The sequence below is a fragment of the Ancylobacter radicis genome, assembly GCF_018449475.1.
Lineage (GTDB): Bacteria > Pseudomonadota > Alphaproteobacteria > Rhizobiales > Xanthobacteraceae > Ancylobacter > Ancylobacter radicis.
The window spans coordinates 124848-145069 of the sequence record NZ_JAHCQH010000017.1; the positions used below are offsets into that span (position 1 = coordinate 124848).

The following is a 20222-nucleotide window of genomic DNA, read 5'->3' on the forward strand; positions in this document are numbered from 1 at the left end:
CGTGAGCACCAGTGCGTAAAAGCGGTGATCCCCGCTTTCCAGCCAATTCAATGCCGAAAGCACGAGCTGGGACGGATCGGTACACCTGAACTCGCGTTCGCGTTAATATCCTGGCAACATCTGGATGAGACACTACATCTAGACGACAGCGGGTCGCCATCCACAACAGATCGCGCCCAGGTTCAAATCGAGGTTTGCCTCCGGACCGGAATCGGGGCACGTTTATGTCACAATCACGAAACCGGTTGGGCCGGGTTTTCAAACAGTCCGCCCCATAGTTGCTGGCCCCTTGCGGTGTCCGGCACGGGCTTTTTTGACCATGGATGGGCGCCCTCAGCGGCGCTGCGAGGGACGACGATCATGCGCATCGAGCGCCGCTATACCAAAGCCGGCCAGTCACCTTACGCCGCGATGGCGTTCCGCAAGGCGACGAGCGAAATTCGCAATCCCGACGGGTCGGTGGTGTTCCGCCTCGAAGGCATCGACGTGCCCGAGCACTTCTCGCAGGTCGCGACCGACATTCTCGCGCAGAAGTATTTCCGCAAGGCCGGCGTTCCCGCCCGCCTGAAGAAGGTCGAGGAAGAGACCGTCCCCTCCTTCCTGTGGCGCGGCACGCCGGACGACAAGGCGCTCGGCGCCCTGCCGGAGAAGGAGCGTTTCATCGGCGAGCACGATGCGCGCCAGGTGTTCGATCGTCTGGCCGGCACCTGGACCTATTGGGGCTGGAAGGGCGGCTATTTCGACACCGACGAGGACGCGCAGGCCTTCTTCGACGAGCACCGCTACATGCTGGCCATGCAGATGGCCGCGCCGAACTCGCCGCAATGGTTCAACACCGGCCTGCACTGGGCCTATGGCATCGACGGCCCGAGCCAGGGTCATTTCTATGTCGATTACGTCACCGGCAAGCTGACCCGCTCGAAGTCCTCCTACGAGCATCCCCAGCCGCATGCCTGCTTCATCCAGTCCGTGGGCGACGACCTCGTCAATGAGGGCGGCATCATGGACCTGTGGGTGCGCGAGGCGCGCCTGTTCAAATATGGTTCGGGCACGGGCTCCAATTTCTCGGCGCTGCGCGGCGAGGGCGAGAAGCTCTCCGGCGGCGGCCGCTCCTCCGGCCTGATGAGCTTCCTGAAGATCGGCGACCGCGCCGCCGGCGCCATCAAGTCGGGCGGCACCACCCGCCGCGCCGCCAAGATGGTGGTGGTCGATGTCGATCACCCGGATATCGAGACCTATGTCGACTGGAAGGTGAAGGAGGAGCAGAAGGTCGCCGCTCTCGTCACCGGCTCCAAGATCGTCGCCAAGCACATGAAGGCCGTGATGAAGGCCTGCGTGAATTGCGAGGGCGAGGGTGACGACTGCTACGACCCAGAAAAGAACACCGCGCTGAAGCGCGAGATCCGCGCCGCCAAGAAGTCGCTGGTGCCGGAGAACTACATCCTGCGCGTGATCCAGTTCGCCAAGCAGGGCTACACCGACATCGACTTCCCGATCTACGACACGGATTGGGATTCCGAGGCGTATCTCACCGTCTCCGGCCAGAACTCGAACAATTCGGTGCGCGTCGACGACGCCTTCCTCACCGCGGTCGAGGCCGATGGCGAGTGGAACCTCACCTCGCGCATCACCGGCAAGGTGACGAAGACGCTGAAGGCGGCGGAGCTGTGGGAGAAGATCGGTCACGCCGCCTGGGCCTGCGCCGATCCGGGCATCCAGTTCCACACCACGGTCAATGACTGGCACACCTGCCCGGCCGCCGGCCCGATCCGCGCGTCCAACCCGTGCTCGGAATACATGTTCCTCGACGACACGGCGTGCAACCTCGCCTCGCTGAACCTGCTGCAGTTCCGCCAGGCCGATGGCACGTTCGATGTGGCGAGCTATGAGCATGCCTGCCGGCTGTGGACGGTCGTGCTGGAAATCTCGATCCTGATGGCGCAGTTCCCCTCGAAGGAGATCGCCAAGCTCTCCTACGAGTACCGCACCCTCGGCCTCGGCTACGCCAATATCGGCGGCCTGCTGATGACCTCCGGCATTCCCTATGATTCCGACGAGGCCCGCGCCTATTGCGGCGCCCTCACCGCGATCATGACCGGCGTCGCCTATGCGACCTCGGCCGAGATGGCCAAAGAGCTCGGCCCGTTCGCCGGTTACAAGCCGAACGCGACCGAGATGCTGCGCGTCATGCGCAACCATCGCCGCGCCGCCTATGGCGAGAAGGGCGGCTATGAGGGGCTGAACACCAACCCCGTGCCGCTCGACCATGCCAAGGTGAAGCAGCCTCAGCTGGTGGAACGCGCCAAGGCGACCTGGGATCTGGCGCTGGCGCTGGGCGAGGAGCATGGCTACCGCAACGCCCAGACCACGCTGCTCGCGCCCACCGGCACGATCGGCCTCGTCATGGATTGCGACACCACCGGCATCGAGCCCGACTTCGCGCTGGTGAAGTTCAAGAAGCTGGCCGGCGGCGGCTATTTCAAGATCATCAACCGCGCCGTGCCGGAGGCGCTGCGCACGCTCGGCTATTCCGAGAGCCAGCTCGCCGAGATCGAGGCCTATGCGGTCGGTCACGGCTCGATCACCCAGGCGCCGGCCGTCAATCATGGCTCGCTGCGCGCCAAGGGCTTTGACGACGCGATGCTCGCCAAGGTCGATGGCAGCGTGAAAAGCGCCTTCGACATCAAGTTCGTGTTCAACCGCTGGACGCTCGGCGACGAGGCGCTCGCCAAGCTCGGCGTGCCCGCCGACAAGATGGTCGATCCCACCTTCGACCTGCTCACCTTCCTCGGTTTCTCGAAGAAGGACATCGAGGCCGCGAACATCCATGTCTGCGGCGCCATGACCCTTGAAGGCGCGCCCTTCCTCAAGGTCGAGCACTACCCGGTGTTCGACTGCGCCAATGCGTGCGGGCGCATCGGCAAGCGTTACCTCTCGGTCGAGAGCCACATCCTGATGATGGCGGCGGCGCAGCCCTTCCTGTCGGGCGCCATCTCCAAGACCATCAACATGCCGAACAACGCCACGGTGGAGGACTGCAAGCAGGCCTACATGCTGTCCTGGCGTCTGGCGCTGAAGGCGAACGCCCTCTACCGCGACGGCTCCAAGCTCTCCCAGCCGCTCAACTCGCAGCTCATCGCCGACGAGGACGAGGAGGAGGATGCGGTCGAGACGCTGCTGGAGAAGCCCGCCGCCGCCCGCGCCACCCAGATCACCGAGAAGATCGTCGAGAAGATCATCGAGCGCGTGGTCGCCATCCGCGACCGCGAGAAGATGCCGGATCGCCGCAAGGGCTATACCCAGAAGGCCGTGGTCGGCGGCCACAAAGTGTATCTGCGCACCGGCGAATATGATGACGGCCGCCTCGGCGAGATCTTCATCGACATGCACAAGGAAGGCGCGGCGCTGCGCTCCTTCATCAACAACTTCGCCATCTCGGTGTCGCTGGGTCTCCAGTACGGCGTGCCGCTGGAGGAGTATGTCGACGCCTTCACCTTCACCCGCTTCGAGCCCGCCGGCCCGGTGCAGGGCAACGACACGATCAAATATGCGACCTCGATCCTCGACTACATCTTCCGCGAGCTGGCCGTGTCCTATCTCGCCCGCAACGACCTCGGCCATGTCGACCACAGCGAGTCGAATTTCGACGCGCTCGGCAAGGGCGTGGACGAAGGCAAGGCGGCGCCCGGCGTCACGTCCGCCTCGCGCATGGTGTCGAAGGGCCTGACGCGCGGCCGCTCGGTCGGGCTGATGGTGGTGCCGGCCGGCTCCACTGTGACACCGACCACGGCGCAGGCGGCCACCAACGTCACCGCGCTGCGCGGCGCCGTGCAGGGCGCGACCGCCCTCAAGGCGGAGCCGGAGGAAGAGACCGTCGGCGCGACCGACGCCCTGCCCTGGGCTGCCCCGGCACCCGCCGCCGGCCCGAGCAAGTCGGAAGCCCGCGCCATCGCCCGCGCCAAGGGCTATGAGGGCGAATCCTGCCCCGAGTGCCAGAACTTCACCATGGTGAGGAACGGCACCTGCCTGAAGTGCGAGACCTGCGGCTCTACGACGGGCTGCAGCTGAGGCTGGGAAGATGGGCGAAGCCGCAGCTAGAAAGAGCGCGACGGCGCAACTAATTGCAAAGTTCCCAACATGCGCGTTCTGCTGCGGACTTCGCCCATCCTCAACCCGCGAACATATTCCTCCAACTGCGCTATTTGATAACGGCCAAAGACCTCGCGATATCGTTATTCCCGCGTGTGATGACTGCAATCGCGGGTCAAGCACAGCTGATTTGGTCATCGCATTAATGTCCCGCTGGAGTATAAATCCAACAGGACATGAAGATTTGGATCACACACACCTTAGCAGGCGGCTATCGAAGCAAGCACCGGAAATCATAACAGAGCTAACTCGGTTTGACGGCGGTGTTCAACAGAAGAAAGCACGGAGGCACCTCGAAAGCCAAGGAGTAACGGTTCCTCCAGGCTTTAAAGCCGTCTCCATAGGACCAAAGACAATACCTTACATAAATCAGTTCTGCTATAAACTTTCTGCCGGACTATACTTTCACCACATCAATGAAATTCTAAAAACACCCGGACAGATATGGATACGTTGGCAAACAAAGGAAGATTTGAGCGCCTCGGGCCCAATGCATGAATTCATATCAATATTACCAGAATACAATTCTTTATCTCAAGGCAAATGGAAAACAAATGAAATATTTGAATACAAACTTTATGCCGAAAAAGAAAAATTAATAGTTGCGTTTGCCGCGCGCTTGCGTAGCGCCTTGTACATATATGGGATTGCTACTGGCTTGCCATTAAGCAGAGACACTTCCAAAAGATGGGTTGACGCGATTGATCTAAATTCAATTCCGACAACCGAGCGTTTTTCTAGACGATTCTAGTGACCCAAAAATGCCCCCCACCCTCACCACGCCCCGCCTGATCCTGCGCACGCACCGGCGGGAGGATTTCGAGGCTTATGCCGCCATGTGGGCGGAGCCCGCGGTGATCAGGTTCATCGGCGGGCAGCCCTTCGCGCGCGAGGCGGCGTGGAGTCGGTTCCTGCGCCATCCCGGCCTCTGGCAGTTCCTCGGCTTCGGCTCCTTCGCGGTGGAAGAGCGCGCCAGCGGCGCCTTTATCGGCGAGGTCGGGTTTCATGATTTCAAGCGCGCCCTTACCCCCTCGATCGAGGGGACGATGGAAGCGGGCTGGGTGTTTGCCGGCGCGGCGCAGGGCAAGGGCTATGCGCGCGAGGCGATGATTGCGGCGCTCGGCTGGGCGGATGCGCATGGCAGGGGGGACCGCCTCACCTGCATGATCCAGGAAGGCCACGACGCCTCGCTGCACATCGCCGGCAGGCTTGGCTTCACGCGCGCCGGGCTTGGCCTTTATGGCGGGCGCGAGATGGTGCTGCTGGAGCGGCCACGCGGCACACTTCCCTAGAGGAATATTCCTCCACCGACAGTCACCCAAAGAAAAAGCCGCCACCCGGCGAGGAGTGGCGGCTTCATTCCGGGACGCGCACGGCGACCCGCAGCGGCATCAGCCGACGCGCAGGTTGACCGCCGAGGTCTTGCCCGAACGCTGGTCGGTCTGCAGCTCGAAGGAAACCTTCTCGCCATCGCGCAGGCCCTGCAGGCCCGAGCGCTGAACCGCGCTGATATGCACGAACACGTCCTTGCCCGAGCCGTCGGGCTGGATGAAGCCGTAGCCCTTCTGGTCGTTGAACCACTTCACGGTGCCGGTCTCAGTAGACATCAGGGTAGTCTCACGTACGAGGTTGCACATTCAGCGGGAGCCTTGCCACGCGAGCCCAGCCCCTGCCGCAGGGTCGAATTTGGAAGAAAAGCTGAACCTGCACCCGGCAATGCCAAGGTGAGACGGCCCAGAGTCCAGCCAAAATCTGGCATGAAGACTAGCGCGAATACGCGCCAATGCAAGGGCCGGTGCCGCTGCGGAAAACCACTGAGCCGGCAAATGTCGCCATCCCCACCAAGAAACGGCGACATTTATATTGAATCTAAACGGACCATCCGGTCCGCTAACCTACCGCATCACCGCTCAGAGCGGGCGCAGGTTCACGGCCGAGGTCTTGCCCGAACGCTGGTCGGTCTGCAGCTCGAAGGAAACCTTCTCGCCTTCACGCAGGCCCTGAAGGCCCGAGCGCTGCACGGCGCTGATGTGGACGAACACGTCCTTGCCCGAGCCGTCCGGCTGGATGAAGCCGTAGCCCTTCTGCTCGTTGAACCACTTAACGGTGCCGGTATCAGCCATAGAAAGAAACCTTAGGAGACCAGGATTTAGCAACGAACGCCGAATGACGCCCGCGGGTTGCAGACGGCTTGCGAAAACCTGTGCGCCCAAGGGCAGCACAGTCCTTCGATCAAATCCGTGCCTGCCCAGATTGGCGAGGAATGTGGCTTTTAGACGGCAGAAATCGCCACGATCTCGCCATGTCTATGGCGAAATTGCGGAAACTTTCTTCATGGGAAGATGCCGGTCGCGGCCACGGCTGGCCGGACCGGTTCAGTAGCAATAATCGTAGCTGACGCGCACCACCCGGCCGTTCGGGTAGCGGTAATGGCAGGTGCCGCGCTTGATGTAATAGCGCCCCTCGGGACCCCGGCTCCGGCCCAGCGCCGCCCCGCCCGCCGCGCCGAGCGCGCCGCCCAGCAGCACGCCGGTGCCGGTGCCGATCAGCGCGCCGCCAATAATGGCCCCGGTCACCCCGCCGAACACCGCGCCCTGCATCGCCCCGCCATTGCCGCCGGCCTTGGCGGGCGCGGCAGCAAGGCACAGGCCCATGGCGAGGATGGCAGCACAGCGGCGAAGCATCAGGTTCCCCCCGGAACGCGGCGCGGGGCGACCCGGCGGCATGGTGGCGAACGTTACCCACCGGCAGGTTACGGCGCGATTAAGGTCGCCCGTCGCGCCGTCGATCCGCCGCCAACCCGCCCGCATGAAAAAGGGCGCGCCCGGAAACCCGCGCGCGCCCTATATCAAAAGCCGCAAGGCTCAGCCGTTCTGCGCCTCGACCACGGCGATGGCGGTCATGTTGACGATGCCGCGCGCCGTCACCGAGGGGGTCAGCACGTGCACCGGCCGCGCCGTGCCGAGCAGGATCGGGCCGACGGGGAGCGCATCGCCGAACACCTTGACCATCTGGTAGGCGATGTTGGCGGCGTCGAGATTGGGCATGACGAGGATGTTCGCCACGCCCTGCAGGCGCGAGCCCGGCAGCACCCGCTCGCGCATCTCCGGCACCAGCGCGCTGTCGCCTTCCATCTCGCCATCGACCATCAGGTCCGGCGCCTTCTCAAGGATCAGGTCCAGAGTCTGGCGCATCTTCACCGCGCTCGCATCGTCGCGCGAGCCGAAGTCGGAATGCGACAGCAGCGCCACCTTGGGCTCGATGCCGAACCGCTTCACATGCGCGGCGGCCAGGATCGCCATCTCGGCGAGGTCCTCCGGCGAGGGCTCCGTCGTCACCTGCGTGTCGCACAGGAAGAACGCGCCCTTCTGGGTCAGCAGCATGGACAGCGCCGCCACGTCGCGCACGCCCGGCGCGAGGCCGATAATGGTGCGGATATGGCGCAGATGCCGGATGAAGCGGCCTTCGACGCCGCACAGCATGGTGTCGGCATCGCCCCGCACCACCGCCAGCGCGGCGATCACGGTCGGGGTGGTGCGCACCAGCGTGCGGGCGAGTTCCGGCGTCACGCCGCGCCGGCCGGCGCGCTCGACATAGGTGTTCACATAGTCGCGGTAGCGCGGATCGTCCTCGGGATTGATGAGGTCGAAATCCTGGCCCGGCCGGATGGAGAGGCCGAAGCGTTCAAGGCGTGTCTCCACCACCGAGGGGCGGCCGATCAGGATCGGGCGGGCGATGCCCTCCTCCACGACGACCTGCGCCGCGCGCAGGATCCGCTCATCCTCGCCCTCGGCATAGATGACGCGCTTGGGCGCCTGCCGGGCGAGGGTGAAGATCGGCTTCATGACGAGGCCGGAGCGGAACACGAAACGGTCGAGCTGCTCCTGATAGGCGTCGAAATCGGCGATCGGCCGCTTGGCGACGCCGGACTCCATCGCCGCCTTCGCCACCGCCGGCGCCACGCGCAGGATCAGCCGGGGATCGAAGGGCGAGGGAATGAGCGAGTTGGCGCCGAACACCGGGGTCTCGCCGCTATAGGCGCGGGCGACGACGTCCGAGGGCGCCTCGCGGGCGAGTTCGGCGATGGCGTGGACGGCGGCGATCTTCATCGCCTCGTTGATCTGGGTCGCGGCGGCATCGAGCGCGCCGCGGAAGATGAAGGGGAAGCACAGGACGTTGTTGACCTGATTCGGGAAGTCCGAACGGCCGGTGCAGATCATCGCGTCGGGCCGGGCCTCGCGGGCGAGATCGGGCATGATCTCGGGCGTCGGGTTGGCCAGCGCCATGATCAGCGGGCGATCCGCCATCACCTTCAGCATCTCGGGCTTGAGCACGCCACCGGCGGAGAGGCCGATGAAGATGTCGGCGCCGGAAATCGCCTCGGCCAGCGTGCGGGCCTCGGTCTTCTGGGCGAAGGCCCCCTTATAGGGGTCCATCAGGACCTCGCGGCCCTCATAGACCACGCCTTCGATGTCGGTGACCCAGATATTCTCGCGCTTGGCGCCCATGGAGAGCAGCAGCCGCAGCGTGGCGATGGCCGCCGCGCCGGCGCCGGAGGTGACGATCTTCACCTCCTCAAGCTTCTTGCCGCCAATATGCAGCGCGTTGACGACGGCGGCGGCGACGATGATCGCGGTGCCGTGCTGGTCGTCGTGGAAGACGGGAATGCCCATCATCGCACGCAGCCGTTCCTCGATCTCGAAGCACTCGGGTGCCTTGATATCCTCGAGGTTGATGCCGCCGAAGGTCGGCTCCAGCGCGGCGACGACGCTCACCACATGGTCGGGTTCGAGCGCGTTGATCTCGATGTCGAACACGTCGATGCCGGCGAATTTCTTGAACAGAACCGCCTTGCCTTCCATCACCGGCTTGGAGGCTTCCGGCCCGATATTGCCGAGCCCGAGCACCGCCGTGCCGTTGGAAACCACCGCGACGAGATTCTGCCGGCCGGTCAGTTCGGCGGCGAGTTCCTTGTCGGCGGCGATGGCCTCGCACACCGCGGCGACGCCGGGCGTATAGGCAAGCGCCAGGTCGCGCTGGTTGGCGAGAGGCTTGGTCGGCTGGATCTCCAGCTTCCCCGGACGGGGCAGGCGGTGATAGACGAGCGCCCCTGAGCGCAGGTCATCGGAGATATACGAGGCCATTGCGTTTCCTTCCCCCGGAACAGGTGGCACAGCATGGGGTTCTCCCTTGCCGTACACTGAGTTTCCGATTTTGTAATGCCCGCCTTTCGACGGTTCGTTAAGCTGGCACTCCACGACGGCACGCGGAGCTGAGCCCTCCACCCGTGCGTACCGTCAATTCTCAGGTCGTATTCCCATGCGCAAGACATTTGTCATCGCGACCGTCGCCCTGCTCGTCGCCCTGGTGGGCGGCTATTTCGCGCTGGGCGCCATCGTGAACCATTTTGCCCGCCGCCAGGTGGACACGCTGTTCGCCGATCTCGGCGCCGCGGGCATCGAGGCGCATCGCGGCGAGGTGCGCTACGATCTGTTCAAGGGCCTGTTCAACATCGAGAATGTCTCCTTCACCTCGCCGGGCCAGGGCTCGCTCAAGCTGACCTCGCTGGTCGCCGAGGGCGTGGCCCGCGCGGATGACCGCCGCTTCACGGCGCGGCAGATCACCATTCGCGAATTCTCCTTCGATGGCCCGGCCCCGCTGGCGCCGATGATCGACACCAGCTACCGCGCGCCGAAGATCGAGATCACCGGCGTCGAAGGGCCGACGGTCGTCACTCCCACCGGCACCGATCCGGCGCAGATCGCCCTCGCCGTGATCGAGGCGATCAAGGTCGCGCGCATCTCCATCCCGGAATCGCTCGCCACCACCCGCGCCGGCATCGGGCCGGAGCGGATCGAGACCGATGTCACCCATGGTGCCGTCACGCTGGAGGATATTTCCGGCGGGCGCATCGCCCGCGCCAGCATCGAGCCCTCGCGCTTCACCATGGGCGGCGCGCCGGCCAATGCCGCCAGCGGTCGGATCGGCCGCATCAGCGCCGATGCCGTCGATATCGTGCCGGTGCTGATCCTGCTCGACCCGGAGCGCCGGCGCACCGAGGAGGGTTACCGCCCCCTCTATGGCGCGCTGTCGGTCGACGGCTACGAGATCAAGGCCGATTCCGGCCTCACCCAACGCTGGGGTTCGCTGGCGATCGCGGACATCGCCATCCGCCCCGCCGCCATTCCCGCCGAGGATCTGATGGTGGCCGGCGAGCGCCTGCAACAGCTTGCCGCCAAGGGCGAGCAGCCCGCACCGGCGGAACTCGCGGCCCTGCTGCGGGCGCTCGGGGCCACCTATGACGGGTTGCGCATCGGCTCCATCGCGCTGAAGGAGCTGACCGGCCAGGAAGCCGACGGCACCAAGGCGGAACTCGCCTCGCTCACCGCCGGCCCGCTGGAAGACGGGCGGCTGGCGAGCATCGCCCTCGACCGGCTGAAGGGCACGGAAGCGGACGGCAAGGTATTCCGGCTGGATACGCTGACGATCGGCGGGCTGCGCCCCGGCGCCATTCTGGAACTCTCCGCCGACGCGGTAGAGGACCCGCAGGCCGCCAAGGGCCTGCCCTGGCTGATGCGCGTCTTCGGCGTGGTCGGCAGCTTCAGCATGGAAGGCGCGGAAGCCCCGGTCGAAGAGGGCGGCGACCCGGTGGTGGTCGACCGCGCCTCGCTGTCCTGGAGCGGGGAGACCGATGCCCTGCCGACCCGCATCGCCGCCTCGCTGCGCGTCACCGGCCCGACCTCGGCCTTCGCCACCGACAAGCCGCTATTCGCGCTGGTGCCGGACGGGATGCAGCGCGCCAGCGTGGCGGTCGACATTGGCGGGGAGTGGAACGAGGCGGCCAGCACCCTCACCCTCGCCCCGCTCTATGCCGAGGTGTCGGACGCCTTTGCCCTGTCGGTGACGCTGTCCATGAAGGATGTCGACGACGCGCTGTTCTCGCCCCAGCCGGACGAGGCGCTGGCCGGCGCGCTCGGCGCCAGCCTCGCCGCGCTGGAGATCACCGTCTCCGATGCCGGCATCTATGAGCGCAAGCTGGAGGAAGCCGCCCGCCAGCAGGACATGGACCCGCAGGCGCTGCGCCAGCTGCTCTCGGGCTTCGCCGAATTGCTGCTCGCCCAGACGGTCAGCGACCGGCCTGATCTGGAGCCCGCCGTGCAGGCCTTCATCGGCTTCATGCAGAAGCCGCTCGGCACGCTGGCCCTGCGCGTCACCCCGCGCGGCGAGGAACTGCCGGTGCTGACGATCGTCGAGACGCTGCAAAGCGAGGAGCCCCTGACCCTGATCGACGAGATCAACATCGAGGTCATCGACGCCGCCTCGCCGATCAAGCCCTGAGGGCGAAGCCGTGATGGCTCAATCCTGACACGTCATGGCCGGGCTTGGCCCGGCCATCCATGTCTTGTGCGGGTGTGCAGAGTTGGCAGCCAAGACGTGGATCCCCGGGGTCAAGCCCGGGGATGACGACGTGGGCGCCCGCCTACTTCTCCGGCAGGTTGGTGCGGATGTGCAGCTCGCGCAGCTGCTTCGGGCTTGCCTCATTGGGCGCGCCCATCAGAATGTCCTGCGCCTGCTGGTTCATCGGGAAGATCGAGATTTCCCGCAGATTGGTCACGCCGCAGAGCAGCATGACGATGCGGTCGACACCGGCCGCCATGCCGCCATGGGGCGGCGCGCCATATTGGAAGGCACGGTACATGCCGCCGAAACGCTCCTGCACCGTCGCCTCGTCATAGCCGGCCAGCTCGAACGCCTTCACCATCGCCTCGGGGCGGTGGTTGCGGATGCCGCCGGAGGCGATCTCGTAGCCATTGCAGGCGATGTCGTACTGGAACGCCTTGATGGTCAGCGGGTCCTGCCCGTTGAGCGCCTCAAGCCCGCCCTGCGGCATGGAGAAGGGGTTGTGCGAGAAATCGACCTTCTTCTCGTCCTCGTTCCACTCGTAGAACGGGAAGTCGACGATCCAGGCCAGCTCGAAGCGGTCGAAATCGACCAGCTTCAGTTCCTCGCCCACCTTGGTGCGCGCCGCGCCGGCGAACTTGACGAACTTTTCCGGGTTGCCGGCGACGAAGAAGGCGGCGTCGCCATCCTTCAAGTTAAGTTGCTGGCGTAGTTGTTCAGTACGTTCATGTCCCAAATTCTTAGCAATCGGGCCTGCGGCCTCATACTCGCCAAAATACGCACTTCGCAATAGATTAACCTGTTCCAAATCGCCTTGAGCGATATGGGCGTCAATTCGCCGGAGAACTTCTTCAGACTCTTGGTCAGTAAGACCTGGTAGACGTTCGTCCCTTTCCTGCGCGTAATCCCAAAATCCCTTTTTCGCTCTCGCACGGGTTTCGTGATCACCGAAGATCGCACCAAGGGTTAATGGCAACGATTCGCCAAGCTCGAACAGAACCTGCTCAAGCGGATTACGAGCGCGCTTACGCCACATGATGTAGCCGAGCCCCGGCTGGCCTTCGCCCTGCGCCCACGAGTTCATGCGGTCGCAGAAGGCGCGGGAGCCGCCGCCGGTGCCGGGAATGGCCCACACGCGGTTCTTCTCGTCTTCCAGCAGGCGCGCGAACACCTTGAAGCCCGAGCCGCGGAAATGCTCGGAGACGTCCTGCATCTCGATCGGGTTGCGCAGGTCCGGCTTGTCGGTGCCGTATTTCTGCATCGACACGGCATAGGGAATTCGGAGCCAGTTCTTCGTCACCGGCTTGCCGTCGGCGAAGGCCTCGAACACGCCGGTGATGACCGGCTCGACGGCGGCGAAGATATCTTCCTGCTCGACGAAGCTCATCTCCAGGTCGAGCTGGTAGAACTCGCCCGGCAGGCGGTCGGCGCGCGGGTCCTCGTCGCGGAAGCAGGGGGCGATCTGGAAATAGCGGTCGAAGCCGCTCATCATGATGAGCTGCTTGTACTGCTGCGGCGCCTGCGGCAGGGCGTAGAACTTGCCGGGGTGCAGGCGCGAGGGCACGAGGAAATCGCGCGCGCCTTCCGGCGAGGAGGCCGTGAGGATCGGCGTCTGGAACTCGAAGAAGCCCTGCCCCTTCATCTTCGCCCGCATGGCGTCGATGATGGCGCCGCGCGTCATGATGTTCTTGTGCAGCTTCTCGCGGCGCAAATCGAGGAAGCGGTAGCGCAGCCGCGTCTCTTCCGGGTACTCGACATCGCCGAAGACGGGGAGCGGCAGCTCGGCGGCGGGGCCCAACACCTCGATCTCGGTGGCGTACATCTCCACCTGCCCGGTCGGCAGGTCGGGGTTCTCGGTGCCGGCGGGGCGCAGGCGCACCCGGCCATCGACGCGGATCACCCATTCCGCGCGCACCGTCTCGGCCAGCTTGAAGGCCGGGCTGTCGGGATCGACCACCACCTGCGTCAGGCCGTAATGGTCGCGCAGATCGACGAACAGCACGCCGCCATGGTCGCGGATGCGGTGGCACCAGCCCGAAAGGCGGGCGGTCTCGCCGACATCGCTCGCGCGAAGGGCTCCGCAGGTATGCGTGCGATAGCGGTGCATGGGTCTATCCCGAGGCTTTTCGCGGCGTACCGCCGCGCGTCAGAAACACGTCACCCCTCTCGCGGGGCGCGCGGAGGGGTGCATGCAGGGCTTGGATTTGTCAAGAAGAGAGGGGTGCGCCGGGGGACAGAGCGCGGCCCCGCCCCGTCAGCGCGCCGGGCTCACGGGACGTAGCGCAGCTCGAGGCTGGAGACGCCCAGCGCCAGCGAGGCGCCGACATTGCCTTCGACCGAGACCGGGTTGAGCGCATAGGACTTGTCGGAACCGACCAGCACATTGGCACCGACGCCGACGCTGAGCGCCACATCGCCGGAGACGCCGCCATAGGGGCCGGCCAGCGCGCCGGGCGTCACCTGCTTGGTCAGCGCCAGGACGCCCCAGGTCATCACGCCGCCGCCGGTCACGCCGAGATCGAGGCCGACGCTCTTGATGACGCCGGAATAACGCTGCACCGGGGTGTTGTCGGACGGGGTGTAGGTGCAGGCGAGTTCCTGCTTGGAGCTGATGATCATGCCGATCGACGCGCCGGCATTGCAGACGAGGACGCCGGTCTTGACGCGGTCGGCGGCGGTCGCCGGAACGGCGGCAAGAGCGAGGATGGTGGCGGTGGCGGCGAAAAGCACGTTCTTCATGGGTTTCCCCCTCTGGCGGCCGGTGGCACCGGCATGGAATCGACTAACCAAACTAAGAGCACATGGTTAACGCTTGTTGGCGATTTTACGCATGTTAGGTGTCGTCTCGCGCGTGCGACTCCGCTAAGAAGCACGCGACATGAACATGATCACCACAACCGACGCCCTTAGCGCGGCCTGCGAACGGTTTGCCAACCACCGTTTCGTGACCGTCGACACCGAATTCCTGCGCGAGACCACCTTCTGGCCGAAGCTGTGCGTCGTGCAGATCGCCAGCCCGGACGAGGCGGTGGTGATCGACGCCATCGCCGAGGGGATCGACCTCGCGCCCTTCTTCGCTCTGATGGCGAATGAGGCGGTGCTGAAGGTGTTCCACGCCGGCCGGCAGGACATCGAAATCGTCTGGCACCTGGCCGGCATCATCCCGCATCCGGTGTTCGACACCCAGGTCGCCGCCATGGTGCTCGGCCATGGCGATTCCATCTCCTATGACCAGCTCGTGCAGCGCGTGAATGGCGAGGTGCTCGACAAGTCGCTGCGCTTCACCGACTGGTCGCGCCGCCCGCTCACCACCGCGCAGATCGCCTATGCCGAGGCCGACGTCACTCATCTGCGCGACGTCTATCTGCGGCTGGAGGCGGACCTCGCCAAGCGCGGCCGCGCCGACTGGGTCGGCGAGGAAATGGCGGTTCTCACCTCGCCCGAGACCTACCGGCAGGAGCCCGAGCGGGCCTGGGAGCGGCTGCGCTCGCGCGCCCGCAAGCCCAAGGACCTCGCCGTGCTGATGGAGGTCACCGCCTGGCGCGAGCGCGAGGCGCAGGCCCGCGACATTCCCCGCTCGCGCATCCTCAAGGACGACGTGATCGGCGAGATCGCCAGCCAGCACCCCACCACGGTGGAACGGCTCGGCCAGTTGCGCTCCATCCCCAAGGGGTTCGAGCGGTCCCGCGCCGGCGAGCAGATCATCGAGGCGGTGAAGGCCGGTCTTGCGCTCGATCCCAAGACCCTGCCGCGCATCGAGCGCGACAAGCCGCTGTCGAACGGCGCCTCGGCCACGGTCGAGCTGCTGAAAGTATTGCTACGCATGACCTCCGAGCAGCACGGCGTCGCCGCCAAGGTCATCGCCACGGTGGATGATCTGGAGCGCATCGCCTCGGAGGACGAGCCGCAGGTTCAGGCCCTCACCGGCTGGCGCCGCGAATTGTTCGGCGAGAGCGCGCTGGCGCTGAAATCCGGCCATCTGGCGCTGGCCATGCAGCGCGGCCGGGTGATTGCGGTGGAGCGGTAGTCGTCCCGGACGATCGTCTTACCGGAACAAGGGGGCGGCACCCGCCCCCTCGCTCATCGCCTTGCCTCAGTCCGTCGCCAGCACGTATTCGCGCCCGATCAGCCGGGCCAGCGTACGCATGCGGCTGGCCACCCGGTCGCTGCCGAGCAAGGCCAGATCGTCCTTGAGGTGCAGCACCAGCCGGCCCTTTTCCACCAGCATCGGCGTCACCGGCAGCGTGCCCGGCATCGCCGCCGAGATGATGTAGGCGACGCGCATCGCCGCGCCGAGAATGCGCGCCCGGTCCAGCAGCCGCGCCGACACCAGTTCGCGGATGCGCGGAGAGAGATCCTCGTCGACCAGCCCCGCATGGCGGTAATAGATCGCCAGCGCCAGGAAGGCGCGGCCGGGATGGTCGACGCCGATGAAGGCGGCATGGGCGATCAAATTGAGGCTCTGCTCGCCGCGATAATCGGGATGCGCCCGCCAGCTGATGTCGGCGAGCAGGCAGGCGGCATGGCGCAGCCGCTTCTCCTCGACGCTCTCGTCAATGCCGGAATGGGCCATGAAGCGGTCGGTCCACTCGATCAGCTCCCAGCCATGGGCGGGGGAGCGCGAGCGCACCTTGTTCAGCTCGGCCGTGGCGGCGATCAGCGGATCGGCCGGCTTCTCCTCGGCGGAGAGCAGCTCATAGAGCAGCCCCTCGCGCACGCCCTGCGCGGAGATGAAGATGTTGGCCGGCTTGCCGACGCGGATCAGATGCTCCAGCACCAGCGCGCCATAGGCGAGCAGCGGCCGGCGGGCTTCCGCCACCGTGTCGATGCGCGAGAGCGTGTCGATCGGCACGCGCAGCACGAGGCGGCAGAATTCCTGCGCCTCGCGGGCGGGGATGACATAGCCATGCATCACATGCAGCGGGTAGCCGCGCTGGAACATGTGCAGCCGCGCCAGGGCGCGCCAGGTGCCGCCCACCGCGTAGAAGGTGCGGCCCTTGAGATGTTCGAGATGCGGCTCCTTGGCGAGCACATCCTTGACGATCTTCTCGGCCTTCTTCAGCGAGCGGCCGGAAGTGTCCTGCAAGGCGAGGCCGCCGAGCGGGAAGGTCACGCCGGCGCCGATCCGCTGGCCGTGGACATCGGCGAGTTCAAGAGAGCCGCCGCCGAGATCGCCGACCACGCCATTGGCGTGGTGCACGCCGGACAGCACGCCGAGCGCGGAGAGCTGCGCCTCGCGCTTGCCGGACAGCAGCTCCACCTCGGTGCGGCAGATCTGCGTGCAGGCGGCGATGAATTCCGGCCCGTTCGAGGCATCGCGCGCCGCCGCGGTGGCGAGCACATAGAGCTGCCCGACGCCCATGCGGTCGCACAGCACGCGGAAGCGGCGCAGCGTGATGAGCGCCTTCTCCACCGCGTCGGCATTGAGCCGCCCGGTGGTCAGCACCTCGCGGCCGAGGCCGCAGGATGCCTTTTCATTGAAGATCGGGGTCGGCGAACGGGAGAGCCGCTCATAGACCACCAGGCGGACCGAATTGGACCCGATGTCGATCACGGCGATCGGCGCACCGGCCACGAGGCTTGAGGAGGCCTCGCTCACGATTTCGGTCATGCGGTCACGGACGCTCGCGACGGCGGACGAGGCTTCTGGGCGAGGAATCCTTGAGCGACTTGCCACGTCCCGACAAACTCGGATTGGTCATGAAATACTTCTGGGCGTTGAACTTCTCCTCGCCCTCGCCCGGCACTATGCGTTGCGAGGAGCCATCCGACAAGACACGCCAGCTCTGCTGGTTGTCCTGCAGGTTGGCGACCATGATCTGGTCGAGGATCTGCATGTGGACGGTGGGGTTGGTGATCTGGCACAGCGCCTCGACCCGACGGTCGAGATTGCGCGGCATCAGGTCGGCCGAGGAGATGTACATCGCCGCTTCGGGATGAGGCAAGCCGTGGCCGTTGCCGAAGCAGTAGATACGCCCATGTTCCAGGAAGCGGCCGACGATCGACTTCACCCGGATGTTCTCGGACAGGCCGGGCACGCCCGGCCGCAGGCAGCAGATGCCGCGCACCACGACATCCACCGGCACGCCGCTCTGGCTGGCGCGGTAGAGCGCGTCGATGATCATCGGATCGACCAGCGAGTTCATCTTCAGCCAGATCGCCGCCGGGCGACCGGCCTTGGCGAATTCGATCTCGGCGGCGATGTGGTCGAGGATGCGCTTCTTCAGCGTCAGCGGGGCGATCGACATCGTCTCCAGCTCCGCCGGCTCGGCATAGCCGGTGATGAAGTTGAAGATGCGCGCCACGTCGCGGCTGATCGCCGGGTCGGCGGTAAAGAAAGAGAGGTCGGTATAGATGCGGGCCGTGATCGGGTGATAATTGCCCGTGCCGACATGGCAGTAGCTCGCCAGCGTGCCGCCCTCGCGGCGCACCACGAGCGAGAGCTTGGCGTGGGTCTTCAGCTCCAGGAAGCCGAACACCACCTGCACGCCCGCGCGTTCCAGATCGCGCGCCCAGCGGATATTGGCTTCCTCGTCGAAACGCGCCTTCAGCTCGACCAGCGCGGTCACCGACTTGCCGGCCTCGGCCGCTTCCGCCAGCGCCTTGATGATCGGGCTGTCGGAGGAGGTGCGGTAGAGCGTCTGCTTGATGGCGACGACGTTCGGGTCGCGCGCCGCCTGACGCAGGAACTGCACCACCACGTCGAAGGATTCATAGGGGTGATGGACCACGAGGTCCTTCTCGCGGATCGCCGCGAAGCAGTCGCCGGCATGGTCGCGGATGCGCTCGGGGAAGCGCGGGTTGTACGGCTTGAACTTCAGGTCCGGCCGGTCGACGCCGACCAGCTGGCTGAACTCGTTCAGTGCCAGCACGCCGTCCACCAGGAAGATTTCGTCGCCGGTGACGCCCAGCTCGCGCGCCACGAAGATCCGCAGCTCCTCCGGCATGGTCGATTCGATCTCAAGCCGGATCACCTGGCCGAGGCGGCGCCGCTTCAGCGCCGATTCGAACTGGCGCATCAGGTCTTCCGCCTCTTCCTCGACTTCGAGGTCGCTGTCGCGGATGACGCGGAACCCGCCAAGGCCGCGCACCTGATAGCCGGGGAACAGCCGGCCGATGAACAGGCCGATCATCTGCTCCAGCGTGATGAAGCGCATCGCGCCGTTCTCGCCATCCGGCAGGCGGATGAAGCGGTCGATCTTCGCGGGGACGCGAATCAGCGCGCTCATGGTGCGCCCGTCGCTGATGCGCGCGAGGTGCAGCGCCAGCGAGAAGCCGAGATTGGGAATGAAGGGGAAGGGATGGGCCGGGTCGATGGCCAGCGGGGTCAGCACCGGGAAGACGTGGCTGAGGAAGAACTCGTCGAGAACCGCGCGGTCCGCCTTGGTCACATCGGCGCCGTCCATCAGCACGACGCCGGCCTCGGCGATGAGGCCGCGCAGCTCGCGCCAGCGCGCCTGCTGGTCCTCGCCCAGCTCGATCACGGCGGCGCCGATCAGCGGCAGTTGCTCGGCCGGGGTCAGCCCGTCCGGGCTCTTGCCGCCATAGCCTTCGCGCACCTGCTCCTTCAGGCCGGCGACGCGGACCATGAAGAACTCGTCGAGATTATTGGCCGAGATGGAGAGGAAGCGCAGCTGCTCCAGCAGCGGGTGCTCGCGGTTGGAGGCTTCCTCCAGCACGCGGCGATTGAACTGGAGCCAGGACAGTTCGCGATTGATGAAGCGGTCGGGCGAAGCCATCAGCTCGGCTTCGAGCGGCACCGGCGCGACCGGCTGATGGACCGGCGGCTCACCCAGTTCGACATGCGCAACAGCGTGCGCCTCACCCTCGGTCACGGTCGACACTCCATCCTGTATGACCGCGTCCTGTTGAGGGAGCGGTGGCTTCTTCCGGCGGGAAGGTCGCCGCGCATCGTGACGGCTGGATGACATGCTGCACCTTAAAGCTCAGGTCAATCGGTGAGGTCCGGCGCACCGGGCGCCGTGGCCGCAAGAGCGACACCTCGTGCACGAAGGAGTTCGGAAGCCAGCGCCCGCGTCAAGGGCCGCTTGCGCGCCAGCGCCTCGCTGTCCAGCGCCGCGATAATCTCGCGCAGCCCGGCGATGGAACGCTCCACCCGCGGCAGCAGATAGGCGAGCAGCGCCTCGTCCGGGGCGATCTGCCGGTCGGCGAACAGCTTCACCGCCACCGCCGCCAGCAGCGCGTCGTCCGGCGGGCCGAGCACCGCGGTCGGCATGGCGCGCAGGCGCGAGCCGAGATCGCGCGTCGCCATCGCGGCGGCCAGCACGGCCGGGGCCCGGCGGGCGGTCAGCAGCACCCGGGCATCCTGCTCCTTGGCGAGATTGATGAGGTGGAACAGCGCCGCCTCGTCGAGCGGCCCCTCGCCGAGATCCTCCACCACCAGCGCGCCGCTCTCCAGCACATGCGGCAGTGCCGGGATCAAGAGATCGCGCGCGGCAATGACCGGCGCCCCGCTTGCCTGCGCGAAGATGGCGGCAAGGTGCGATTTGCCCGCCCCTTCCGGCCCGACCAGCGCCACCAGCGGGGCGGGCCAGTCCGGGAAGGAGTCGATCAGCGCCAGCGCCGCCTCATTGGCCGGCGCCGGCAGGAAATCGTCGCGCGAGCGGCTGTCCGCATGCGGCAGGTCGAGGGGCAATTGGCGCGTGGCCATG

At 65.9% G+C, this 20222-nt stretch carries 14 protein-coding genes; 5 read left to right on the top strand and 9 right to left on the bottom strand.

Annotated features, from left to right (window positions below):
• Positions 1-360: 360 nt before the first annotated feature.
• From KIP89_RS12410 to KIP89_RS12420, 3 genes are read left to right on the top strand one after another with little or no spacing between them, the layout of a single operon-like run.
• Positions 361-4068, top strand: coding sequence for a vitamin B12-dependent ribonucleotide reductase (locus KIP89_RS12410; protein ID WP_213755751.1), 3708 nt, complete (start codon positions 361-363; stop codon positions 4066-4068).
• Between the two features lie 10 nt (positions 4069-4078).
• Positions 4079-4900 carry a hypothetical protein gene (locus KIP89_RS12415; RefSeq protein ID WP_213755752.1) on the top strand — a complete coding sequence of 274 codons (822 nt, stop codon included), beginning with the start codon at positions 4079-4081 and terminating at the stop codon, positions 4898-4900.
• Positions 4901-4910: 10 nt separating this feature from the next.
• A complete protein-coding gene (locus KIP89_RS12420; RefSeq protein ID WP_213755753.1) occupies positions 4911-5441 on the top strand; it encodes a GNAT family N-acetyltransferase in 531 nt (176 codons plus the stop codon).
• Between the two features lie 99 nt (positions 5442-5540).
• Here KIP89_RS12420 and KIP89_RS12425 read toward each other — a convergent pair whose 3' ends face one another.
• The 4 genes from KIP89_RS12425 to KIP89_RS12440 all read right to left on the bottom strand — a co-directional run bounded on the left by KIP89_RS12425 (position 5541) and on the right by KIP89_RS12440 (position 9293).
• Positions 5541-5756: a cold-shock protein gene (locus KIP89_RS12425; protein ID WP_213755754.1), complete on the bottom strand. Its 216-nt coding sequence runs from the start codon at positions 5754-5756 to the stop codon at positions 5541-5543.
• A gap of 303 nt (positions 5757-6059) precedes the next feature.
• On the bottom strand, positions 6060-6272 hold the full coding sequence (locus KIP89_RS12430; protein WP_213755755.1) for a cold-shock protein: 213 nt from the start codon (positions 6270-6272) through the stop codon (positions 6060-6062).
• Positions 6273-6524: 252 nt separating this feature from the next.
• Complete coding sequence (locus tag KIP89_RS12435) at positions 6525-6833, bottom strand: hypothetical protein (RefSeq protein ID WP_213755756.1); 309 nt, start codon at positions 6831-6833, stop codon at positions 6525-6527.
• Positions 6834-7013: 180 nt separating this feature from the next.
• Positions 7014-9293: an NADP-dependent malic enzyme gene (locus tag KIP89_RS12440; RefSeq protein ID WP_213755757.1), complete on the bottom strand. Its 2280-nt coding sequence runs from the start codon at positions 9291-9293 to the stop codon at positions 7014-7016.
• Positions 9294-9468: 175 nt separating this feature from the next.
• Between KIP89_RS12440 and KIP89_RS12445 the strand changes: the two genes are divergently transcribed.
• Entirely contained in the window at positions 9469-11487 is a 2019-nt protein-coding gene (locus tag KIP89_RS12445) for an aq_1923 C-terminal domain (RefSeq protein ID WP_213755758.1), read from the top strand.
• 142 nt (positions 11488-11629) lie between these two features.
• Here the strand turns inward: KIP89_RS12445 and aspS are convergent, their stop codons facing one another.
• Together aspS and KIP89_RS12455 are read right to left on the bottom strand one after the other, a co-directional pair.
• Positions 11630-13657, bottom strand: a complete 2028-nt coding sequence (aspS, locus tag KIP89_RS12450; protein WP_213755759.1) for an aspartate--tRNA ligase — start codon at positions 13655-13657, stop codon at positions 11630-11632.
• Positions 13658-13818: 161 nt separating this feature from the next.
• The gene (locus KIP89_RS12455) at positions 13819-14289 is read right to left on the bottom strand and encodes a DUF992 domain-containing protein (RefSeq protein ID WP_213755760.1); all 471 of its coding nucleotides are present in this window, start codon (positions 14287-14289) and stop codon (positions 13819-13821) included.
• Between the two features lie 139 nt (positions 14290-14428).
• Here KIP89_RS12455 and rnd point away from each other — a divergent pair, with 139 nt between their 5' ends.
• On the top strand, positions 14429-15577 hold the full coding sequence (gene rnd / locus KIP89_RS12460; protein WP_213755761.1) for a ribonuclease D: 1149 nt from the start codon (positions 14429-14431) through the stop codon (positions 15575-15577).
• Positions 15578-15643: 66 nt separating this feature from the next.
• Here rnd and ppx read toward each other — a convergent pair whose 3' ends face one another.
• The 3 genes from ppx to KIP89_RS12475 all read right to left on the bottom strand — a co-directional run bounded on the left by ppx (position 15644) and on the right by KIP89_RS12475 (position 20221).
• Complete coding sequence (gene ppx, locus KIP89_RS12465; RefSeq protein WP_213755762.1) at positions 15644-17161, bottom strand: exopolyphosphatase; 1518 nt, start codon at positions 17159-17161, stop codon at positions 15644-15646.
• Between the two features lie 4 nt (positions 17162-17165).
• Positions 17166-19346, bottom strand: coding sequence for an RNA degradosome polyphosphate kinase (locus KIP89_RS12470; protein WP_369807154.1), 2181 nt, complete (start codon positions 19344-19346; stop codon positions 17166-17168).
• Between the two features lie 155 nt (positions 19347-19501).
• The gene (locus KIP89_RS12475) at positions 19502-20221 is read right to left on the bottom strand and encodes a P-loop NTPase family protein (protein WP_213755763.1); all 720 of its coding nucleotides are present in this window, start codon (positions 20219-20221) and stop codon (positions 19502-19504) included.
• Position 20222 lies beyond the last annotated feature (1 nt).

Bases quoted from the DNA above. Each gene is read 5' to 3' on its own strand.
- KIP89_RS12410 (WP_213755751.1), top strand. From the start codon at position 361: ATGCGCATCGAGCGCCGCTATACCAAAGCCGGCCAGTCACCTTACGCC.
- KIP89_RS12415 (WP_213755752.1), top strand. From the start codon at position 4,079: ATGGGCGAAGCCGCAGCTAGAAAGAGCGCGACGGCGCAACTAATTGCA.
- KIP89_RS12420 (WP_213755753.1), top strand. From the start codon at position 4,911: ATGCCCCCCACCCTCACCACGCCCCGCCTGATCCTGCGCACGCACCGG.
- KIP89_RS12425 (WP_213755754.1), bottom strand. From the start codon at position 5,756: ATGTCTACTGAGACCGGCACCGTGAAGTGGTTCAACGACCAGAAGGGC.
- KIP89_RS12430 (WP_213755755.1), bottom strand. From the start codon at position 6,272: ATGGCTGATACCGGCACCGTTAAGTGGTTCAACGAGCAGAAGGGCTAC.
- KIP89_RS12435 (WP_213755756.1), bottom strand. From the start codon at position 6,833: ATGCTTCGCCGCTGTGCTGCCATCCTCGCCATGGGCCTGTGCCTTGCT.
- KIP89_RS12440 (WP_213755757.1), bottom strand. From the start codon at position 9,293: ATGGCCTCGTATATCTCCGATGACCTGCGCTCAGGGGCGCTCGTCTAT.
- KIP89_RS12445 (WP_213755758.1), top strand. From the start codon at position 9,469: ATGCGCAAGACATTTGTCATCGCGACCGTCGCCCTGCTCGTCGCCCTG.
- aspS (WP_213755759.1), bottom strand. From the start codon at position 13,657: ATGCACCGCTATCGCACGCATACCTGCGGAGCCCTTCGCGCGAGCGAT.
- KIP89_RS12455 (WP_213755760.1), bottom strand. From the start codon at position 14,289: ATGAAGAACGTGCTTTTCGCCGCCACCGCCACCATCCTCGCTCTTGCC.
- rnd (WP_213755761.1), top strand. From the start codon at position 14,429: ATGAACATGATCACCACAACCGACGCCCTTAGCGCGGCCTGCGAACGG.
- ppx (WP_213755762.1), bottom strand. From the start codon at position 17,161: ATGACCGAAATCGTGAGCGAGGCCTCCTCAAGCCTCGTGGCCGGTGCG.
- KIP89_RS12475 (WP_213755763.1), bottom strand. From the start codon at position 20,221: ATGGCCACGCGCCAATTGCCCCTCGACCTGCCGCATGCGGACAGCCGC.